The 19692-nt window shown below is 25.2% G+C and carries 11 protein-coding genes, 1 tRNA gene and 2 rRNA genes; 5 read left to right on the top strand and 9 right to left on the bottom strand.

Annotated elements, in window-relative coordinates:
- The 3 genes from MSCUN_RS08385 to MSCUN_RS03340 all read left to right on the top strand — a co-directional run.
- A 23S ribosomal RNA gene (locus tag MSCUN_RS08385) occupies positions 1 to 134 on the top strand; the annotation flags it as partial.
- 271 nt (positions 135 to 405) lie between these two features.
- Positions 406 to 527 (top strand): 5S ribosomal RNA (rrf, locus tag MSCUN_RS03345).
- 70 nt (positions 528 to 597) lie between these two features.
- Positions 598 to 670, top strand: a tRNA-Phe gene (locus tag MSCUN_RS03340).
- Positions 671 to 1634: 964 nt separating this feature from the next.
- Here the strand turns inward: MSCUN_RS03340 and MSCUN_RS03335 are convergent.
- The gene (locus tag MSCUN_RS03335; RefSeq protein WP_275542264.1) at positions 1635 to 3536 is read right to left on the bottom strand and encodes a MutS-related protein; all 1902 of its coding nucleotides are present in this window, start codon (positions 3534 to 3536) and stop codon (positions 1635 to 1637) included.
- Positions 3537 to 3769: 233 nt separating this feature from the next.
- Here MSCUN_RS03335 and MSCUN_RS03330 point away from each other — a divergent pair, with 233 nt between their 5' ends.
- A complete protein-coding gene (locus tag MSCUN_RS03330) occupies positions 3770 to 4576 on the top strand; it encodes a sulfite exporter TauE/SafE family protein (protein WP_095608603.1) in 807 nt (268 codons plus the stop codon).
- A gap of 119 nt (positions 4577 to 4695) precedes the next feature.
- On the opposite strand, the gene MSCUN_RS03325 is transcribed toward MSCUN_RS03330, so the two are convergent.
- The 6 genes from MSCUN_RS03325 to MSCUN_RS03300 all read right to left on the bottom strand — a co-directional run bounded on the left by MSCUN_RS03325 (position 4696) and on the right by MSCUN_RS03300 (position 10879).
- Positions 4696 to 5283: a restriction endonuclease subunit S gene (locus tag MSCUN_RS03325; protein ID WP_095608602.1), complete on the bottom strand. Its 588-nt coding sequence runs from the start codon at positions 5281 to 5283 to the stop codon at positions 4696 to 4698.
- 18 nt (positions 5284 to 5301) lie between these two features.
- On the bottom strand, positions 5302 to 6882 hold the full coding sequence (locus tag MSCUN_RS03320; protein ID WP_170104021.1) for a type I restriction-modification system subunit M: 1581 nt from the start codon (positions 6880 to 6882) through the stop codon (positions 5302 to 5304).
- Positions 6883 to 6939: 57 nt separating this feature from the next.
- Positions 6940 to 7257 (bottom strand): hypothetical protein, encoded by a 318-nt coding sequence (locus MSCUN_RS03315; protein WP_095608600.1) that lies wholly within the window; start codon positions 7255 to 7257, stop codon positions 6940 to 6942.
- A 13-nt stretch (positions 7258 to 7270) separates the two neighbouring features.
- Positions 7271 to 7456 (bottom strand): hypothetical protein, encoded by a 186-nt coding sequence (locus MSCUN_RS03310; RefSeq protein WP_095608599.1) that lies wholly within the window; start codon positions 7454 to 7456, stop codon positions 7271 to 7273.
- Positions 7457 to 7486: 30 nt separating this feature from the next.
- Entirely contained in the window at positions 7487 to 7759 is a 273-nt protein-coding gene (locus tag MSCUN_RS03305) for a DUF1874 domain-containing protein (protein ID WP_095608598.1), read from the bottom strand.
- Positions 7760 to 8419: 660 nt separating this feature from the next.
- The gene (locus tag MSCUN_RS03300) at positions 8420 to 10879 is read right to left on the bottom strand and encodes a U32 family peptidase (protein ID WP_095608597.1); all 2460 of its coding nucleotides are present in this window, start codon (positions 10877 to 10879) and stop codon (positions 8420 to 8422) included.
- Positions 10880 to 11075: 196 nt separating this feature from the next.
- Between MSCUN_RS03300 and tmk the strand changes: the two genes are divergently transcribed.
- Positions 11076 to 11666 (top strand): dTMP kinase, encoded by a 591-nt coding sequence (tmk, locus tag MSCUN_RS03295; protein ID WP_095608596.1) that lies wholly within the window; start codon positions 11076 to 11078, stop codon positions 11664 to 11666.
- A 206-nt stretch (positions 11667 to 11872) separates the two neighbouring features.
- Here tmk and MSCUN_RS03290 read toward each other — a convergent pair whose 3' ends face one another.
- Positions 11873 to 12349 carry a pyridoxamine 5'-phosphate oxidase family protein gene (locus MSCUN_RS03290; protein ID WP_095608595.1) on the bottom strand — a complete coding sequence of 159 codons (477 nt, stop codon included), beginning with the start codon at positions 12347 to 12349 and terminating at the stop codon, positions 11873 to 11875.
- Positions 12350 to 12598: 249 nt separating this feature from the next.
- Positions 12599 to 19540 (bottom strand): hypothetical protein, encoded by a 6942-nt coding sequence (locus MSCUN_RS03285; protein WP_095608594.1) that lies wholly within the window; start codon positions 19538 to 19540, stop codon positions 12599 to 12601.
- Positions 19541 to 19692 lie beyond the last annotated feature (152 nt).

Genomic DNA, 19692 nt, shown 5'->3' with positions numbered 1-19692 from the left:
TATTCCGTAAAAATAAGCAGCTTTTTTAGGGTATGGATAGAAGATCCGTTTGATGGGACTGGGATGTAAGCTTCGAGATTCTTCGTATTCGAGTTGTTAAGTCTGCGGTTTCCAACACCCGAAATTTACTCACAATTTCAGAGATTAAGAGAATTTAACTTATAGTTTTATACTATTTAAGAGTTCAAATTATGTTTTTAGAACTTGAGTTTGTACCTTTTAATTATATGAAATTCTTACTTACATATTTATTTATAGGAAATATAATATGGATTTATAAGGCTAGTTTTCTTTTATTCTAGTTAGGTGTATTCAGTAATTTGGATTATGCTAGTTTTATAATCTGGATATACATGATCGAAAGCTTTATATATAGCTATTAATATATATAATATTAAGTACTGGTATGGCGACCATAGCGGTAGGGTCACATCTGATCTCGTCTCGATCTCAGTAATAAAGTCTACCTACGTTTTAATTGGTACTATAAGTGGTAAGCTTATGGGAAGGTTAGAAAGTTGCCAGCCTCTTAATAATTTATTTTTAAAAACTTTTTTATCAGAAATTATTTTTTTATGATTTAAAAATTTTTATGTAGCCGTGGTAGTTCAGTTGGGAGAACGCCAGACTGAAGATCTGGATGTCGCTGGTTCAAGTCCGGCCCACGGCATTTATCAATAATATATTTCTTTTTTTTTTACTATTTTTTTTTAATTAATTTTTTATTTTATGATTTTACTTTTTTTTGTAGTATTTTTTATTAATCTTTTTTTGGTTTGTTTTATTTTTAACATACTTTAGTATTTTTTTTTTGATGTTACTTATTTTTTGTATGATGGATATTAGGTTTTTTTTTTGGAGTAGTTTGTATTTTATTGTTTTAATTTTATTTTTTTGATATGATGATATTCTTCAGGTTTTTTTTTATGTGATGTGATTTACTTTTTTTTGTATCTGCTAGTTTTTTTGCGGTAGTTTGTATTTTATTCTTGTTTTTATGTTTTATTATTTTAATGGTTTTTAGTTTTTTATTGTTTTATTTTAGTTATTTTTGTTATTTTAATATGTATGTATCTTATTTTTTTATTTTTATTATAGTTTGATATATATGTAGTATTTGTTTTTAGTATTTTTATTGTTTAGATATTCATTCGGGTTGTTGTGATTAGTAGTTTGTTTAGTATTTTTTGTTTTTTATTGTGTTTTTGTTCATTTATTTTTCATGTTTTTATGTCTGTTATTTTTGTATTTTTTATCATTTTTATGGTTTTTTGTTGTTTTTTTGTTTATTTATGTAAAAGTATAATAATAAGATTGTAGTATAGCTATATATTATCATATCCACAATCTATTTTGTGGTGTTAATACTTTTTGACATAGATCTATTATGTCTTAGTTTGTAATGAACCTTGTAGTATTAATTTATGATTGCCTGGTACGAGGGTTGCTCGGGGAGGAATGTTGGTAATCTACCTGTGATCTGGAGAGTTAGTAAACAGGCAATATTTTTTTTATAATTATAATCAAAAAAATAATCTTCTTTCAAAATAAATTAGTGATTAAAAAAAAAATTGTTTTTATTAAAAAAAAGTGGGGAGAAGAAAAATTATTATTAAATACTTATCTTTTTTTTCTTAGAATTTATCTAGTATTTCTTTATATATACTTTTTTCAGGTTCATCAGATTTTTGATATATTCGTTTAAGTATTAATTCTGGTGTACTTTTTGCTAGGTAATTTATTTTTGGATTTCGATCTACTATTAGGTTGTAGTTTTCATCTAGTCCTTGTGCTTCTATTCCATCGACTCTTATGTTTATGTTTTGTGTTTGTTTTAGTATTTCTGGTGCCATGTGTGTTACAATTATTGCATAGTTATTTTTATTTTGTATTAGTTCGATGAATCCTATGATTATTTTTATTGCAGCTTCAAGTTCTGTTATTGATTCAAGTTCATCTATTAGTACTAGTTTCTTTTTATCTCCTACTGCTGCTGGTATGAATGATCTTAGAAATGTTTCAAAAGCTCCAGCATTAAGTGATTGTTGTTTTGTGAAGTAGTATATTTCATCTGTTTTTGGTATTACTGCATTTTTAGCACATACTCCAATTCCCATGTGTGTCATAATATTTATTTGTGCTATCATTTCAAGTAGTGTTGTTTTTCCTCCACTATTAGCACCAGTTAGAAGTATGATATTTTCATCATTTGATAGGTTGTATGTTACTTTTTGCATTATACTTCCATCATTTAGTTCTTGTTGTAATCTAATATGTAGTGCATCATCAAGTATGTATTCATCTGCTATTGTTGGTATTGTTAGATTATAATATAAAAAGAAACATGCAAGTGCAAAGTTAAAGTTATAATGTATTATCTCTTGTGTTTCTTGTTGTATTACTTGTTTATATTGTTGTAGTTGTTGGCATGCTCGTATTTTTTCTTCATATTGTCTGATTTGTTTGTTTGCTATTGTGTTTTGTTTTACTCTTTCTATTTCTTCTTCATCTATTTTTATTGGATATTGTATTATGAATGGATCAAATAGTATTCCTGTTTTTTCTGATAATTCAACTTGTGCATCATTTAGTATTGTGTTATATATTTCTACAATCTTTGGTGGTAGTTCATCAGATGATCCGAGTAGTTGTAGTATTTCATCACCTTTTAGTGCTATTTGTTGTATTTGTTCATTTATCTTATCATCTGCACGTTGTTTTACTTCATCTACAATTTGTTCTATTGGTACATCTTTTTGTGTAAATGAATCTATAATATCAAGTACTTCAAGAACATCTTTTATATTTGATTTCTTATTTAGATATGTTCTTAGTTTATATACATTTTCAAGAGTTTTACGATTTTTAGTGTAATATTGAAGTATTATATCAGGTAGTATTTCATATTCATCTGCTGTATTTTTTATACTTATAATGTTTGGTGATTCTGGTGGTTCTATGTTATATTCGTTATAAACATATAAAATATAATCATATCCATCAAGATTTGGCTGATCTTCTATTGGAAAAATATTTGTATACTTGTTATAGTTTTTATGAAGCATATTAAGATAATCATCATATTCTTCACATACAATAGCAAAACTATCATCAAATCTTGGTGTAATCTCATCACTAAGAGGTTTTATCATCTTATATAAATCATGAATATAATCAAGGTCTAAGTCTTTAATTTCATCTAATGTATCTTCAATTAGATTGTTCATCTGTTGTATTTCATCATAGTTATTTGTTGGTCTTAAGAGTTTTATACGATTTTTAGCATACTCTGTTGTACTAAATTCATTAATACGATCTATAATATCTAGATAAATATCCTCAGCTTGTGGTGTTTTAATATAGTCATTTGATGTTCCATGAATATAATGAATAATATCTAAAGCCTTCTTTTGACTAAGACCTGCTATATTCATAAGTTCATCAATCTCATAATTCTGGATTTTATTTAGGAATTTATCATAACTTCCATATGTTGTAATAATCTTATCAACAATTTTAGGTCCAACACCTTTTATATTTTCTATATCAAATATTTTAAAACACCTACCTTTTATCGCTCTTTTTTTTATTTATAAATAAATTAAAAATAATTTTCCCTTTTGGATGTAAAATTTTATTTTTACAAAATAGTATAATATAATATATACATAGAAAATAATTAAAATTTATCTTTAATAGGGAAAATATAATACTTTTTTTTCTTATTTTTACATAATTATCATAATTAAATTAAAGGAGTATAAAAAATATGGATATGATAACATACATAATATTACTTCTAGGTGGGGGATGTATAGGAGGATTTCTAGCAGGACTACTTGGTGTAGGAGGAGGTGTAATACTTTCTCCTATACAATTTGAACTCCTTAAACTTAATGGCGTAGATCCACAACTAGCTCTACCAATGGCATTTGCAACAAGTCTAGCTGTAATATTCATAACAATGATAAGTGGAACCTATCAGCACTATAAAAATGGAAACGTTGAAAAAACAGGACTAAAACAACTAATGATCTTTGGAGTAATAGGATCAATCATAGGAGCATTTCTATCAACTCACTTACATGTAGAAATACTAGAAATACTATTTGGAATAATGTGTATGGGATCAGTAGTAAGTATGATTGTCATAAAAAATCCAGAAAATGATGATAATATAAACAGGAGTAAATTAGCACATTCAATCTTAGGATTTATAGCAGGAATACTTTCAGGATTACTTGGTGTAGGTGGTGGAATTATTATGATACCATCACTTACAATATTACTAAAATATTCAACCAGAAAAGCAATAGGAACATCATCAGCAACAATCATAGCAACAAGTATTGGAGGAATAATCTCATATATTATATTAGGACAAACAGTTACAAACCTACCTCCATACTCAATAGGTTATGTAAACATACTACAATTTGTTATAATAGCATTTGCTAGTGTAATTGTTGCAAAATATGCAGCAAATCTATCAAAACATGTAAATCCAAAAATACTAAAAGCATTCCAAATAGTACTAGTAGCATATATAGGACTAAGAATGTTTGGAATAGTATAAAAAAAATTAGTTAAAAATTTTATATAAAAATAAAAAATAAGATTTTTGGTGGTTAAAAATATAAATAAAAAAAATGGAAGCCTTTTTTTTAAGGGAGGGAAAGATAGCTCATCTTTTTCCTATATTCCTAATGCTTTTTCAAGTAATCCTGTAGTTAATTGTTTATCATTTTCAATACTTTTTTCTTTTATCTGAATTCTCTTATTAATCATTCTAATTAAAGAAGCATACTTTTTTTGAGTTTCTATATCAGGAAGTGTGAATTTTACTTCATGAAGATTTTTCTTTGTTAATCTTGGAATTGTAGAATCACCTGAATATAATAGTAGTTGTTGTTGAATATCATTATAATTTAGTAGGTATGATATGAATTCAGGATCATATTTTGTCTTATCTTTTACTCTTAATACCATAAAACTTGTAGGTATAAGAATTCCTTCATCTTCTTTTGTAATAAATCTTGATTTTACAGGAACTATAGTAGTTAATATAATATCATTTTCATGAGTAAAGTTTTCCTCACTAATAGATTTTACATTTATTGATTCTTCATTTATCTCAAGTTCATCATCTATATGAAAGCCCTTATTTGATAAAACTTTAACTATTTGTTCATTATCACCCTTTTCAAGATCATCCATTCTTCGTGCTAAGTGATATCCACTTTTTATTTCAAAAATTTCAGCCAATTTTACTTTCTGATTCAAAGTTCATCTCCTCCCCTTTTATTTAAAATCAATATTCATCTTCTTACATTGATCTTCTATTTTCTGGTTAATATCTTCAAGTTCTAATGTTATTTTAGTATCTTCCTGGAATACTTTATTCATATCTACAGGTTCTATCTTTTCAAATGTATTCACATATCTTGGTACATGTAAATTGTACTGATTTTCTTTAATTTCATCTATTGTTGCTTTATGTGAATATCTTTCTATTTCTTCACGATTTTTATAGGTTTCTACTATTTTTTCAATATCCTTATCTCGTAGCTTATTTTGTCTTCTGGTTTTTGCATATTCATCTGATGCATCAATAAAGAGTATATCATCATCTGTTCTATTTTTCTTAAGTATCATGATAATTGTTGGAATTGCAGTAGCATAGAACATATTTTTTGGAAGTCTTATTATTGCATCAATATAGTTATTTTCAAGAAGATATTTTCTTATTGTTTTTTCTGATAATCCTCGTGATAATACTCCAGTTTGTAGTATAACTGCCATTACTCCATCATCTTTTATGTGATATAACATATCTTGGATAAATGCATAATCTGCTCTACCTTTTGGTGCAATAGCTCCATATTTTTTAAATCTTACATCATCTAAGTATCTTTCATCTCCATTCCATCTTAATCCAAATGGTGGTTGTGATACTGCTATGTCAAATTTTTCAATTATATAATTTTCATTTAATCGTTTATATGTTACAAAGTGTGTATCTGGCATATTAGGTATTTCTTCCATAAATTCTAATGAATCTTTTTGTTTTATGTCAAATACTTCAAATGAAATATTATTTACAATCATATTCATTCGTGCATGATTATATGCAGATGGATTTAAATCATTTCCCTGTAATCTTGTAACGGTAGTTTCTTTTGCAATATCTATTAGTGATGAACCTACACCACATGCAGGATCATATGCAGATACATCTTCTTTTTTATCTACAGTTACAAGTTTTGCCATTAATGTAGATAATTCAGGTGGTGTTGTAACATGTCCTGCTCTTCTTCCTATGATTCTTGCAAACTGGTCAAGTAAGTAATCAAAAGTTTCTCCAAAAGCATCTAGAGGTAGATTTACTTGTGAAATTTCTTTAATTAAAATTTCAATTGTTTTATTTTGAGATTTTCTTGTTTTACCAAGTTTCGTAGAATCTAACTTTATATCATTAAAGATATTTTCAAAATCATCCCTATCAATACTGGAATTTATCACATTATTAAATGCAATATCAAGTGTAGTGATATAAGAATCAACTTCTGTATTTTTAGCTATTTCACTTAAAAGAAAACGTGGTTCTATATAGTATCCAATTTGAGTTCTTATTAAATGAATTAATTCCTTATTTATTAGTGAAGTACTAAATGCTTCTTTTAATGTTCTTCCATCATCTACAGTCATATTATCTAAGAGATCTTCTTGTTTTTCTGATAAGTACTTGTAGAATAATAATCCTAGAATGTAATTTTTATATTCATAGACAGACATATTTAATCGGAGGAAATCTGTCGTTTTTCTTAGTTTTTCTTCTAGTTCTTCTTTTAGTTTTGGATCTAACTTTTTTAGAGTTGGCATGAATTTTACTTCCATTTTTTTCTAATTTTTTTAAGCTTATATAATATTATATTTTTTTTAGTATATTACCTTAAATTTTTCATATCTATATCTGTTTTTTTCATGATATGATGTTTCATGTCTTCCATGATCTGATGTAATTGTGTATAATATATCACCTCTTTGAAGTTTTATATCTTTAAGTAGAATTTTATCTTCTGATTGTAGTTCTTCTGTTAACTCTTGTGAGTTAACAGCATAAACTATCTGTTTATCACCAAATAAACTTCTTTTTTGTAATTCTTCAATTTCTCTTTTTTTAACTTTTTGAGCTTCAAGTTTATGTGTTGTATTTGTTAGTATACTTATCGGGAAGCTGGTTGTAATATATATCATTTTAGAACAACTCTTATTTTTCATGTTTTGTTATGACTAATCTTACATCATCAACTGATTCAACTTGTAATTCAAGATCAACCAGATCTTTTGGTTTAAGCTCCATTAATGATGCAATTTGTTCAGGAACATTAATTCTTACTCCACTATTTTTACTTCCATTATTTTGAACTTTTCTGGTTTGTTTACATTTTAACATAGAAAATCTTTTTATCCTCTAACTTTTTTTTTAGTTTATTGTTATTTTACGATAAGTATATTGATTTATTGTTGGGTCACATTGTACAACATAAATTACATCATTTCTTTCAACTTGAATTGGCATAGTATTGTATCTTACGCCAAGATGTTTTGCAATATTATGATGTCCTATTGTGGATATTGTTTCATTATTATATTTTACTTCTTGAATTTCATCGTATGATGATTTTCTTATATTTAGTATTTGTTTTTCATTTGGATTTAGCATTTTTGGACTAAATGCATTTGTTATGTATATCATTTTTATTGTCTCCTTCTAGGTTTTTTTTGTTATATGTGGTTTTAACTTTATATTTTAAAAGAAAATTAATGTAATTTTTTTTTAATACACATATTTTCTTGTTTTTATTATATTGTTGTTAGTATATAAAGTTTAATGTATTATTTTAATAATACAATTAATTTAATATTTTATGGTATTATTGTATCATGTAAATTTTTTTAGTATTAATATAATAATACACTTCACATACTTATGAATATATTATATGTACTATATAAAGGTTATGTAGTTTTAATTAATAATACATTATAAATTATACTATAATACGTTCTATCAAAAAACAGCTAAAAACTTATTAAATCACTAAAATAAATAGTAATTAGCTATTTTAAGATGTAATTTTTTATAAAAAAATTCAATATAATTTCATGTATTAAATAATTAATACATTAAAAATAGTATAAAACATTAAAACATCAAAAAATGTATTAAACTAATTTTTCAAATAAAATGTCTTTGAAAAATAAAATATATCTTTTTTGTATTAAATTATTATTACATTAAAAACTAGATTAAAAAATAAAAAATAATTAAAAAATAAGAAAAAGTATTATGTTATTATTACATTAAAAAAAATATTTTAAAAAAAAAGTAGGATGGGGGAGGATTAAATTTTTTTTAGTTCATCTTTTTATATAATCCTTTTTTGAAGTTTCCCTGATATGTTTTATCTACTGGTTTTTTAGATTTAAGATAATGAAGTGAATCTTGAATATAATCTAGAATTTCTTTAACATTATCATGATTCATCAGATCTATTTCAAGATATTTTATTGCTGTTTTTCTAATCTTATCAATTTCACTTATTAAATCTAGTGTTTGATAATCATAGATATGACTATGATTATAAATATCTTGTTTAACTTTAAATTTCTGATTTCGTTTATCTTGAAGATAGTAATAATTACCTTCATTACCATCTATAATATTTTCAAAGTTATCTTCTGTTATCATTAAATCTAAGTTTCCAAATACCATAAATTCAAGAGGACATTTTTCATATTCATTAAGAGTTTTTATATCATCATAACTAAGCTCATGTGATATACCTAATCTTTCAAATTTTGGTGTGTTTATAAGTTTTTCAATTGTATAATTGTTATAAATATTAAGATCATATCCATAAATAGGACAATTAGTAAGTTGTGATGCTACACCAATATTATCACATCTAACAGCTGTTATTATCTTCTCATTTTGTAATTTATCTATAATTTCTTGAACAGTTATTATATCTTGATCTAATAGTAGTGGTGGTAGTACCCATATAAGATTTTTATCTTTTATAATTTCTTTTACATTTTTAAGCTCATCATATATTACATTAAAGTATTCATCATGAGTTTTATTCATCATGTTAATATCATAGTAAATATCCTTTATATAATCATAGTTTGAAGCAATTTCTACTTTTTTAATTGTATCAACATGTGCTATAAATTCCAGGTTGTAATCTTGTATTTTATTGTTTTTTATGTAGTGTTGTTGTTTAAATTTCTCAAGTTTTACTTTAGCATCTTGTAATTGTTCATCTGTTGGCATGTCTGATTTTAGTATAATTTCATCAAGATTTTTAAGTAAATTACGTCTAATACTATTAAGTTCTCCTATTGGCATAAAGAGATTATCTTTGAAGTTTTCATATTCAATACTTTCAATTTTAAAGTCTGTATTTCCTGTTTTTCTTAGTTGCTTATTTATAATTTCACGTGTTATAGGCTTATTTAAAGCTTCTTGGAAGTGTGCTTTTGGTGTGTATGTGTATGTTTTATTATTATCATATGTACATATTATTTTAAGATTCATATCATCTGATATTATGAGTTTTAAGTTAAGAGGTATTTTGTTTGTATGTTTTTCATTGATTATTTTTTTAGTCATATCTTCAAGATATTTAGAATATGTTATGAATACGAGAGAATCTTCATATATTTTCTTTTTTTCATTTAGTTGTATTGTTATTTTATTTCTGTTTTGGTTGATAATTTTTGATACATATGTTCCTGTTGTATGATTTTCATATTCAAATTTTAGTCCATCTCCATTTATTATCCGTGTTGGATATCTTTTATTTAGGAATTTAATTGTTATTTTTCTACCTTCAACTTTACTTACACGTCCTATTGCATAACCTTGACTTCCTGATCTGATTCTACTTACTACATCTGTTGATGGATTTTCCATGATATATCCACTTGTAAGTCCACGATTAAATGCAAGATTTAAAAGTAAAAAATCATCATCATTAAAATGTCCATGTACAGCTTGATGATATGCATATGTTATAGCTGATACATATTCACGTGATTTCATCCTACCTTCTATTTTAATTGTATTTATACCTGAATCTATCAGATCTTTAACATCTTTATATGTACATAGATCTTTTGTACTAAGTAAGTAATTTTTATCAGCAATTTTTATTTCATCCTGATTTAGCATTTCATAACGCATTCGACAAGGCTGTGCACATAACCCCCGATTTCCACTACGTCCTCCCATAACTGATGACATTAAACATCGTCCAGAATAACAATAACATATTGCTCCATGTGCAAATGCTTCAATATTAACATCCAAGTTTTCCTGACTTTTTTTATCTGTTATTTGTCGTATTCTACTTATTGGTACTTCACGTGATATGTTAACGTTATTATATCCATTATCAGCTAACCATTTTATGAAACTATAATCATAAATTGTCATCTGTGTTGATGCATGTAAACTAAAATTTGGCATTATCTTATTTATAAGATCACCAAGTCCAATATCTGATACTATTACACCATCCACACCATGTGAGTAAAGATAATATACATAATCTATTACATCAACAATTTCATTTTCAAGAATTGCAATATTTACAGTTACAAATAATTTTACATTGTATTTATGACAAAAATCTATTGCATCTTCTATTTCATCATATGTAAAGTTACTAGCAAAACCTCTAGCATTGTATTTATTTGCTGCAAGATATACATAATCAGCCCCACTATATATACATGCATCTAAAATGTCAGGTGATCCTACAGGTGAGAGTACTTTACAATTGTTAATATTTTTTATAAAAATCACTCCTCTTTTTAAATCATGAAATAATTTATTAAATTAATTTTTTTTCTTTTTATTTTTTAAATTTTATTAATTAATTACTATATATCTTTAAGTTTACTTAATACTAAATCTTATAATTGTAACTAAATTTAAGTTAAAAATATAGTTTTTTGAGAAAAATAGACAACTCAAAATTTTTTTAGTGAGTGATTAAATTATGTATATAGTACTCGAAGGAATTGATGGATCTGGAAAAAGTACTCAGATTCAATTATTAAAAGAAAATTTAGAAAATAAAGGCTATAATGTAACTATAGTAGAAGAGCCAACAGATTCTGATATAGGACGAATAATACGCGAACGATTAAAAGATCCTGAAGCTGTGGAAAAAGTACATCAAATAATTAATGCATTACTATTTGCAGCAGATAGACTAACACATAAAAAGTTAATAGATGATGTAAAACATGATCCAGAAAACATAATAATAAGTGACAGATCATATCTATCAAGTATTGCATATCAAAATGATGATGTGATAACAACACAATGGATTGAAATAATAAATAAATATATGCCAAAACCAGATTTAACAATCCTTCTAGATATAAATGAAAAAGAAGCACTAAAACGTTGTGCAGATGATGTTTCAGAAGCATTTGAATATGAAGAATTCCTAAAGATAACACGAGAAAAATATCTTAAACTTAGTGAATTTGCTCAAATGAAAAGAGTAGATGCATCATTAAACAGAACAAAACTACAAGATAAAATACTTGGAATTATCTATGAAGAACTCGATATTTAAACGAGTTTTCTTAAAACAAGATTTTTTTTTAATTAATAGTATAAAAATAAGTACAAAGTATTAATAATATTAAAAGAAAAAGGAGACCATCTCTCAAAAAAAGTAATAAAGAATAAAAAAATATATTCTAATTTTTTTTTACTTTTTAAGTCCCACTGATAGACTCTTCTTTTTCTTCCTTTTTTTTAAATTATGATATATTTTTTTTATTCTTTTTTCTTACATGTGTATTCTTCAAGTTCAACTTTAAATACAGATGTTATTTTAAATAAGTCAGGGTCAATGTCAATATATCCATATCCACAGTGTTCTAGAATTTTACGCATTCCATCTGTTTTTTCATCATCTTTAAGTTCAACTGCATCACCAAATCCTACAAGACTAATATAATCTGCTGTTGCACTTGGAGGTGCTTGTCGGTATCTTTCAAATGAATCTGTTTCTATACATACATGATTATCTTTAAGTAATGATTCATATCTTACTCCATTAAATCCTCCGTGGAAATAGAATGTAAGTTTATCTCCATCTACACTATATCCATATGAAAGTGGTAATATAATAGGATAGTCATCTTCTCCATTAAATGCAAGTCTCATTGTTGTTGCACCATCAAGGAAATGTTTAATTTCATCCATATCTTTAACAAGTAAATTTTGTTTACGCATTTCTGGAATATTCATTTTATCTCAAATCTCCATATTTATTTAATTTCATTTAAAAAAAATCTAAGAGAAAAAAACACTTTATTCTAATTCTAATTTTTTCCCATGAAAAACTAAAAATTACATATTTTTATAAAATAATATTTCTCTTGGATAATATAAGATTAAACTTATATTATTAATATAATTTATTAAAAAAAATACATGATAATAAAAAAAATAAGAAGGGTGGTTAAAAAAAGGTGTGAGAATATAATAATTCTCTCATTATTCAATATTTAGTACACTCATCATTTGACTCATGTTATATTGGCTATTTTCTCCACATATTATAGTCATATTGTATTGTTTGTTTTTATACTTTGTTAAGTCTAGATTTACTTTCACTGTTCCATTTACTGCTTTTGTATTTGTTATTGTACATCCATTGAATTTTATGCATACTTTTTGATTTGAATTAATTTTATTTCCATTTTCATCTATTAAATTTATTGTAATTTGAGTATTATTTGTTCTTTTAATGGTTGTTGGTGTTATTATGTTTGATGTTCTTTTGGTTATTGTTAATGTTGCGTTTTGTGTTGATTTTACAACTTCATCATTTCCACCATATACAGTGGTAATTGTATAGTTTTTAACTGTAAGTTTTGATGTATCAACTGTTAGTTGTGCTATTCCATTTTGTATGTTTGTTACTCCATAACTTACTCCATTAAGTTTAAATGCAACTTTTCCACTTGTGATAATATTTCCTTTTTCATCAAGTACTATTGCTGTTAAATTAGTTTTTGAAGTATTGCTTATTACATTTGGAAGAATTATGGTTGCATCAAGTTTTTCTACTGTTAATGTTTGGTTATTAAATGATATTCTATATTTAAGTGTTGGATCTGCAAATATTGCTTCTATGAATAATTTATCTGTTGATGTTATAGTGTAGTTTGTTTGTGCAGATCCATTTACTAGATCTATTGTTGCTATTTCTTCTCCATTTACTTTGAATATTACAAGTCCTTCTGCTTGGAAGTATTTTGCTCCTTTTTTGTATTGTGCTGTTGCATTAATTATTATTGTTTCATATATTTTTGCTGTTGTTGGTGCTGTTATGTTTAAAGTAGTTGAAGTTCCATATCCTAGTGCATTGACGAATTTTGTGTTGTATCGTATTATGTTATTTAGTGTGTTATTTTTGTTTTCTTGGATGATACAATCATTTCCTTCAAGATTTGCTGTTGAAATTGAGTTATAACTTACATTGTTTCCTACACTTTCAGTTATATTTATTCCATATCCTATTAGATTTGATAGTTTATATATTCCACCCATTATTACGTTATAGTGTGATTCTATGATGTATATTGGTGTTGTTGTTAAATTACTTTTTATTATTGATAATCTTTCTATTTTGTTATAATTTGAATTATTTTCAAGTTTAAGGATTGATGTTACTGGTTTATCTTGGAGTATTTTTCCTGTTATTTTGTTATATGATGAATTTGTAAGTATAATTCCTTCATTTTCTTGTGCATTTAAATTTATTTGATTTACATATACTAAGTTATTATTTGAGTTATTAAGTATTATTGCTGTGAATTTTTTATCATTTGTCTTCATTGAGGACATGCTTATATTTGAATTATTTGAATTGTTAAGTAATAATGTTGTTACTTCATTATAGTTTTGAGTTGATATATCAGATAAATTTAAGTTATTTTTATTTCCTGATATTTCAATTATTGTTGTATTTTTGTTTATCTCTCCGGTGTATTGAACTTCAATTTTATTTATTTTAATTGAATTATTATTTCCATTTACAACTAGAACAGGTTTGTTTACTTTTGCATCTATGTTGGATAGATTAATATTACAGTTGTTTGAGTTAATTTGTAATTGTACATTATCTTTAACTTCTATTCCTGATATATTAATATTTTCTGCATTTAATATTATTGTTGTATTTGTAAAGATTACTCCATCTCCTACTAGGTTTATTGGTTTGTTTATTGTTAATATTTTGTTATATAGATTTCCTGTTGTAAGTATTGTTATGTTAGATGGTATTATATCTTTAAGATTTCCATTTTCATCAAAGAAGTCTGTGTATGTTTTTTCATTAAGATAGAAGTATGTTACTTTACCTGGTTTATTAGATGATACTTTATTGTAGTATAAATTTAAATTTAATACAGCATTGTTTCCAAGATTTTTATTTGTAAGTAGAATATTTTTCTCAATCCAATTATTATTTGATTGTTTATCTATAATTATTGCATAATCTCCGGTTGTTGTTATATTATTATATGTTATTTTTGAGTTTGTTGCATTATTTAATAGTAGTATTGTGAAATTAGAATTTGTATTTATTATAGATTCGAGTTCATTGTATTTAATATTTGAATTACCTGAATTATTTATTAAAATTCCAGTATTTTCAGATGCATTAAGTTTTATTGTATTTGAATTAATTTCTGAATTGTATGTTGAATTTAGAATTATTGCTATTGAATTTTTATTATTTAAATAAATTCTATTTTCTGCTAGCTCAATTTTTCTTAAATTTTCAACAACTATTGCATATGAATTCATATAATCTGAGGATATTGTATTATTATATATAATAACATTATAGACTCCTGCTGTAACATTGTTAGTATTAATTGCAGTATTATTTTCTCCATTTAAATTTATTATATTATATCTGATACTGTTAACAATTCCATTTTTAACTTTTATTGCATTTGAATTATTTACATTAAATTCAATAGTATTTCTATTAAATTGTAATGATGTTAATATATTTTGAGCATTTATACTTACACTTTCACCTGGTGCTTGTGTTATTATATTTGTATTATTTATCTCAATTTCAGATACATTTTGAATATTTATTGTATTTATTGTTTTATTTGCTTTTGTTACTATATTACAGAAACTAATAGTTATTTTTGATTCTGGATTTTTTATGTTTATAGCATTTGTATTTGTTGTAATATTTGTGTATGTTATATTATTTTCTTTTGATTCAAGTTCAAATGCAACTTTATCAGTATTTTTAATTACTATACCTGTTATGTTTAATTTTGTATTGCCAAGTGTTTGAATTGTTGTATTTAAAAATTCTGAATCTATGAATTTTGTTATAATAATATTTTTATCATTATTAAGAATTATGTTCTTATTTACAATTGTTCCATTAATTAGGAAGTGAACTTCATTAATATTCAGATCTTTTATTGTTCCATTAGTGTTAAAGTAGGTGTTGAAATTTTCTTCAGATAATATATGGTTTTTGTATGTTGGTATATTTTTATCAACTGTGTTTGTTTTTGTAGTTTTTACTGATTCATCACCTACAAGAATATCTGTAATTAATGTGTTATTTTCAATTATATTATTTTCTCCATTAACAATAATTGTATTATTATTATTATTTGTTGTCAGTGTTGTAGTTTTAATAGTGTTATTATTTCCATTTAGTATTATTACAGGATTTTTGTTTGTATTTATAATTGTAAGTAAACTTATTTCTACTTGTTTATCTACTGTTATTGTTATATTATGTGATGTGAATTTTCCTTCTTGGAATATGGATAAATTATTGTTAATATTGATGTTTTTATTATTAAGTTCTCCTACAACTCGTATTTGTTCAACTTCTTTATAGTTACTTAGTAAATTTCCATCATCATCAAAGTATTTATAGAAAATTTCATCATCAACTAGTAATTCTTTAACTACTGGTGTGTTATTTTCAAGTTTGTTTGTAATTGATGTGTATGATACTGATGAATCTCCTACAAGTTTTGATGCTTTAAGATAATTATCATAGATATTGTTATTAGGACTATTTTTTAAATTTATTGTATATTGATCTTTTGTTGTTGTAATATTATTTGATTTTATTGTATTTTTTTCACCATCTATTAGTATCATCCGTGTGAATGTATTATTTGTTATAATTGCATTGTTTGATTTTAGTTCTAATGCAGTTGATGAAGTTCCACCCATATTAAATACTTGGTTTGAATCAATTACATAATGGTATGGTGCTCGTAGTTTTAATGTTATTAAAAGTTGATCTTTACTTGAAAGACTTGTATATAATGTTGAACCAATAGGTGAATTAAAGGTATTATTTTTAATATTAATAGTTATATCTTCACTTCCTTTATTCATTACTACTCCTGTTGATTTGTTAAATATATTATTTGTTATATTTGTAGATCCTTCATCTGAGTAAATATCAAGTTGATCATTGTTTATAAATATACATCCATCAATTTGAGTTACAATATTTGATATTCTTGTATCTTCTCCATATGTGGTAGATCCTGTATTTATTGTTATTCCACTTCCGGTTTTAAATGTACTTCCTCCATCATATGCTATGTTATCTCGTATTGTTGAGTTGATTATTGTTAGGTTTTTATCATTTGTTATTGTTCCCCAACGTGCATAGTTTTTCTGGAAAGTTGAATTTATAATAATAGCAGTTCCATTGTTATATATTCCTGCTCCATAGTTTCCTGTACTTGATGATTTACGGTTTGCTTCAAAAAGACTGTTTGTAACATTAAGGTTTGATCCATTATTATTACGTATACTTGCACCTACACCACCATGATTAAAAATAAAACTTACATTATTAACTGCCAAGTTTCCATAGTTATCTACTGTTGATGTTTTATAATCATTACTACTTGGTCCTGGATTCCAACAGTTTTTAATTGTGAAGTTAGATATTGTTATAAGACCATTTCCACGTGTTATGTTCATAGCCCAGTTTCCTGTACCATTATTGTATGGATACCATATAGGTGTTGAACCCCAATAGTATTCATTATCGCTTAAGTTCTCTTTTATTGTATAGTTTACTTCTCCATCAATACTTGAATTTCCAACTCCTATAAAGTTGATATGTAGATCTCCTGGTACTGTAAGATTAGTATTTCCAAATCCTTTAAATTGACCATCAAGATAGATATTTGCATTTTGTTTGTTTGTATTTACTGTGCTGATTGCTTTTTGTATTGTTTTAAATGGACTGTTTTGTGTTCCTTGGTTTGTGTCTGATCCAGTTTTATCTGAAACATAATAATTATTTATTTCATCTTTTTTAACATCTTTTACAACTGTTTTTGTTGTTAGTTTTGTTGTTATTTCCATTCTACTTTGTTTATGGTTGTTGTTTTCTCCATATATTGCTAGAACTTTTATTTCACGATTATTCCAACTTTTTGGTATTGTGAAGTTAACTGTGGTTTTTCCGTTTATTTTTATGTTTTGTAGTGTTTTTCCCTCGATTTTTACACAAATTTTTCCACAATTTATAGTATTATTATTTTCATCTTTTGGATCTATATCTATTTTTAATGTATTTCCATTAATACTTGTTTTTACATCAACTGTTGTGTTTAGTTTATTTAAATGTAGATTTCGGTTAATGCGAGCTTCAATAAATTCATTATTTCCACCATATACTACGGTTAGTTTATAATCTTTAGCTGAGTAATTAGATGGTATTGTATAGTTAAGTGTTGCTGTACCAAATTGGATATTTGAATGTCCTATTGTATTATCATTTATTTTAAATGCTACACGACCTGATGGTATTAAAATATTATCTGAAGTTTTAAATATTGCATTTAATAAGATATTTTCACCAGGTTTTGCAGTAATATTGTTAAATACTACATTTGTATGATCCCATACTATTTTTGCAACTTCTATATCTTCAACATATAATATTATGTCTTCATGATTTGCTGGAAGATTGCTTAAATTAAATGTTTTTAAATAACCATTTTCAGGTGTTAATTTAGCATCATTTGTATTAATAAGATTACTTGATGAGATTATTGTTAAATTATAGTTTCGTCCTAACATGGTAAGTGGACCATAATAGTCATTACTATTAATTAAAGTTGCAATTGTAATTTGATTTGTTTTCTGATTAAAAGTATATGTACTTTCTTTATCATTCACTAGATAATAAAGATCAGAAGGACTAGAATTGTCAATATAATAATTAGCACCAATGTTTAGTGAAGAACCCATTCCTGTTAGACCAACATTTTTATAATTGGTTGCTGTGTTATTTTTAAATACACAACCAAAAACACTTGGATTTTGAATAACTGTTCCACTAAGTCCATATTGATAAAAGAATATAGCTCCACCGTTATATGCTTTATTATCTATGAACTCACAACTTGTAATATTTATTGAATCATATCCACTATAATATATAGCTCCACCACTAGGTTTTTGTGTATTTTTTACAGTAGCATTTGCAGAGTTGTTTATAAATTCACATAAAAATATGTTAATTGTAGCATTATGTTTACTATTTGAATAAAATGCTCCACCAATACCTGAATAAGCTAATTTACCTTCAATATCAGTTACTGAATTGTTTATAAAACTACAATTATAAATTAAAGTATTATTATCTGTAACAATAGCACCACCATATGTATAATTACAAATAGAATCAGCACTATTATTTATGAAATAAGAATCATAAACACTAAGGTCATGATAGCTAACTAAAGCTCCACCCATACTAGATAAATTACCACCACTAACTTTATTATTAATAAATACAGTGTTATTTAATTTAAGTGTACTATTAGCTAGTATAGCTCCACCTTCACTATTATTAAATCCATTTATAAATGTTATGTTATTAAATTGTATTACTTGATTTGTATTGTTTAAATTGAAGAATCTTGTTTTTCCTTGTCCATCAAATATTGTTTTATCTTTACTTTCACCATTAAATATAATAGTTTTAGCAGTTGAAATGTTATTTGATGTTAGTTCTTCTTCAAAATTGTATCGTCCATTTTTAACATTAATTGTATATAATGTTGTATCATTAGAACTTTGAGCGTCATCCCATGATGTTTTTAAAGATTTATAATCATTCGCAGTTCCTATAAGATGAACTGATTTTTTTATAGGTTGTTTGTCTGTCTTAATTGTCTTTTTTGTTATGTTTTTATTTTCTGAATTTACTTTTTTAGTAGTAACTGTAGTTTTTACTACTGATTTTTCATCTGCCATATCATTATGAATATCTTGTTCAATATTATCTGACATTGTAGTGGTTGTATCAGTATTATCTGTTGCACTTATGTTTCCTACTGATATGAATAGAATAAGTAAAGTTAATCCAAGAAATAAAAACTTACTTGTCTTATTCATAAAAAATCATTTTCCTCCAAAAAAAATAATTAAAATTTTAATTAAACTAAACATGATCTGAATAGTTAATTAGAAAGTATACTAAAATAGGGTATATAAGACTAATTTTGATTAAACAATCTTTAAAAATGGAAAAGCATGTTAAATTAAAT

Origin of the sequence: Methanosphaera cuniculi, from assembly GCF_003149675.1 — an archaeon.
In the GTDB taxonomy this organism is placed as follows: Archaea; Methanobacteriota; Methanobacteria; order Methanobacteriales; family Methanobacteriaceae; genus Methanosphaera; species Methanosphaera cuniculi.
Note: the sequence above shows the minus strand (reverse complement) of the source record. Positions and strands in the feature narration are given on the sequence as shown.

Coding starts and splice junctions, on each gene's coding strand:
- MSCUN_RS03330 (WP_095608603.1), top strand. CDS start 3,770: ATGGATATGATAACATACATAATATTACTTCTAGGTGGGGGATGTATA.
- MSCUN_RS03320 (WP_170104021.1), bottom strand. CDS start 6,882: ATGCCAACTCTAAAAAAGTTAGATCCAAAACTAAAAGAAGAACTAGAA.
- MSCUN_RS03315 (WP_095608600.1), bottom strand. CDS start 7,257: ATGATATATATTACAACCAGCTTCCCGATAAGTATACTAACAAATACA.
- MSCUN_RS03310 (WP_095608599.1), bottom strand. CDS start 7,456: ATGTTAAAATGTAAACAAACCAGAAAAGTTCAAAATAATGGAAGTAAA.
- MSCUN_RS03305 (WP_095608598.1), bottom strand. CDS start 7,759: ATGATATACATAACAAATGCATTTAGTCCAAAAATGCTAAATCCAAAT.
- tmk (WP_095608596.1), top strand. CDS start 11,076: ATGTATATAGTACTCGAAGGAATTGATGGATCTGGAAAAAGTACTCAG.
- MSCUN_RS03290 (WP_095608595.1), bottom strand. CDS start 12,349: ATGAATATTCCAGAAATGCGTAAACAAAATTTACTTGTTAAAGATATG.
- MSCUN_RS03285 (WP_095608594.1), bottom strand. CDS start 19,540: ATGAATAAGACAAGTAAGTTTTTATTTCTTGGATTAACTTTACTTATT.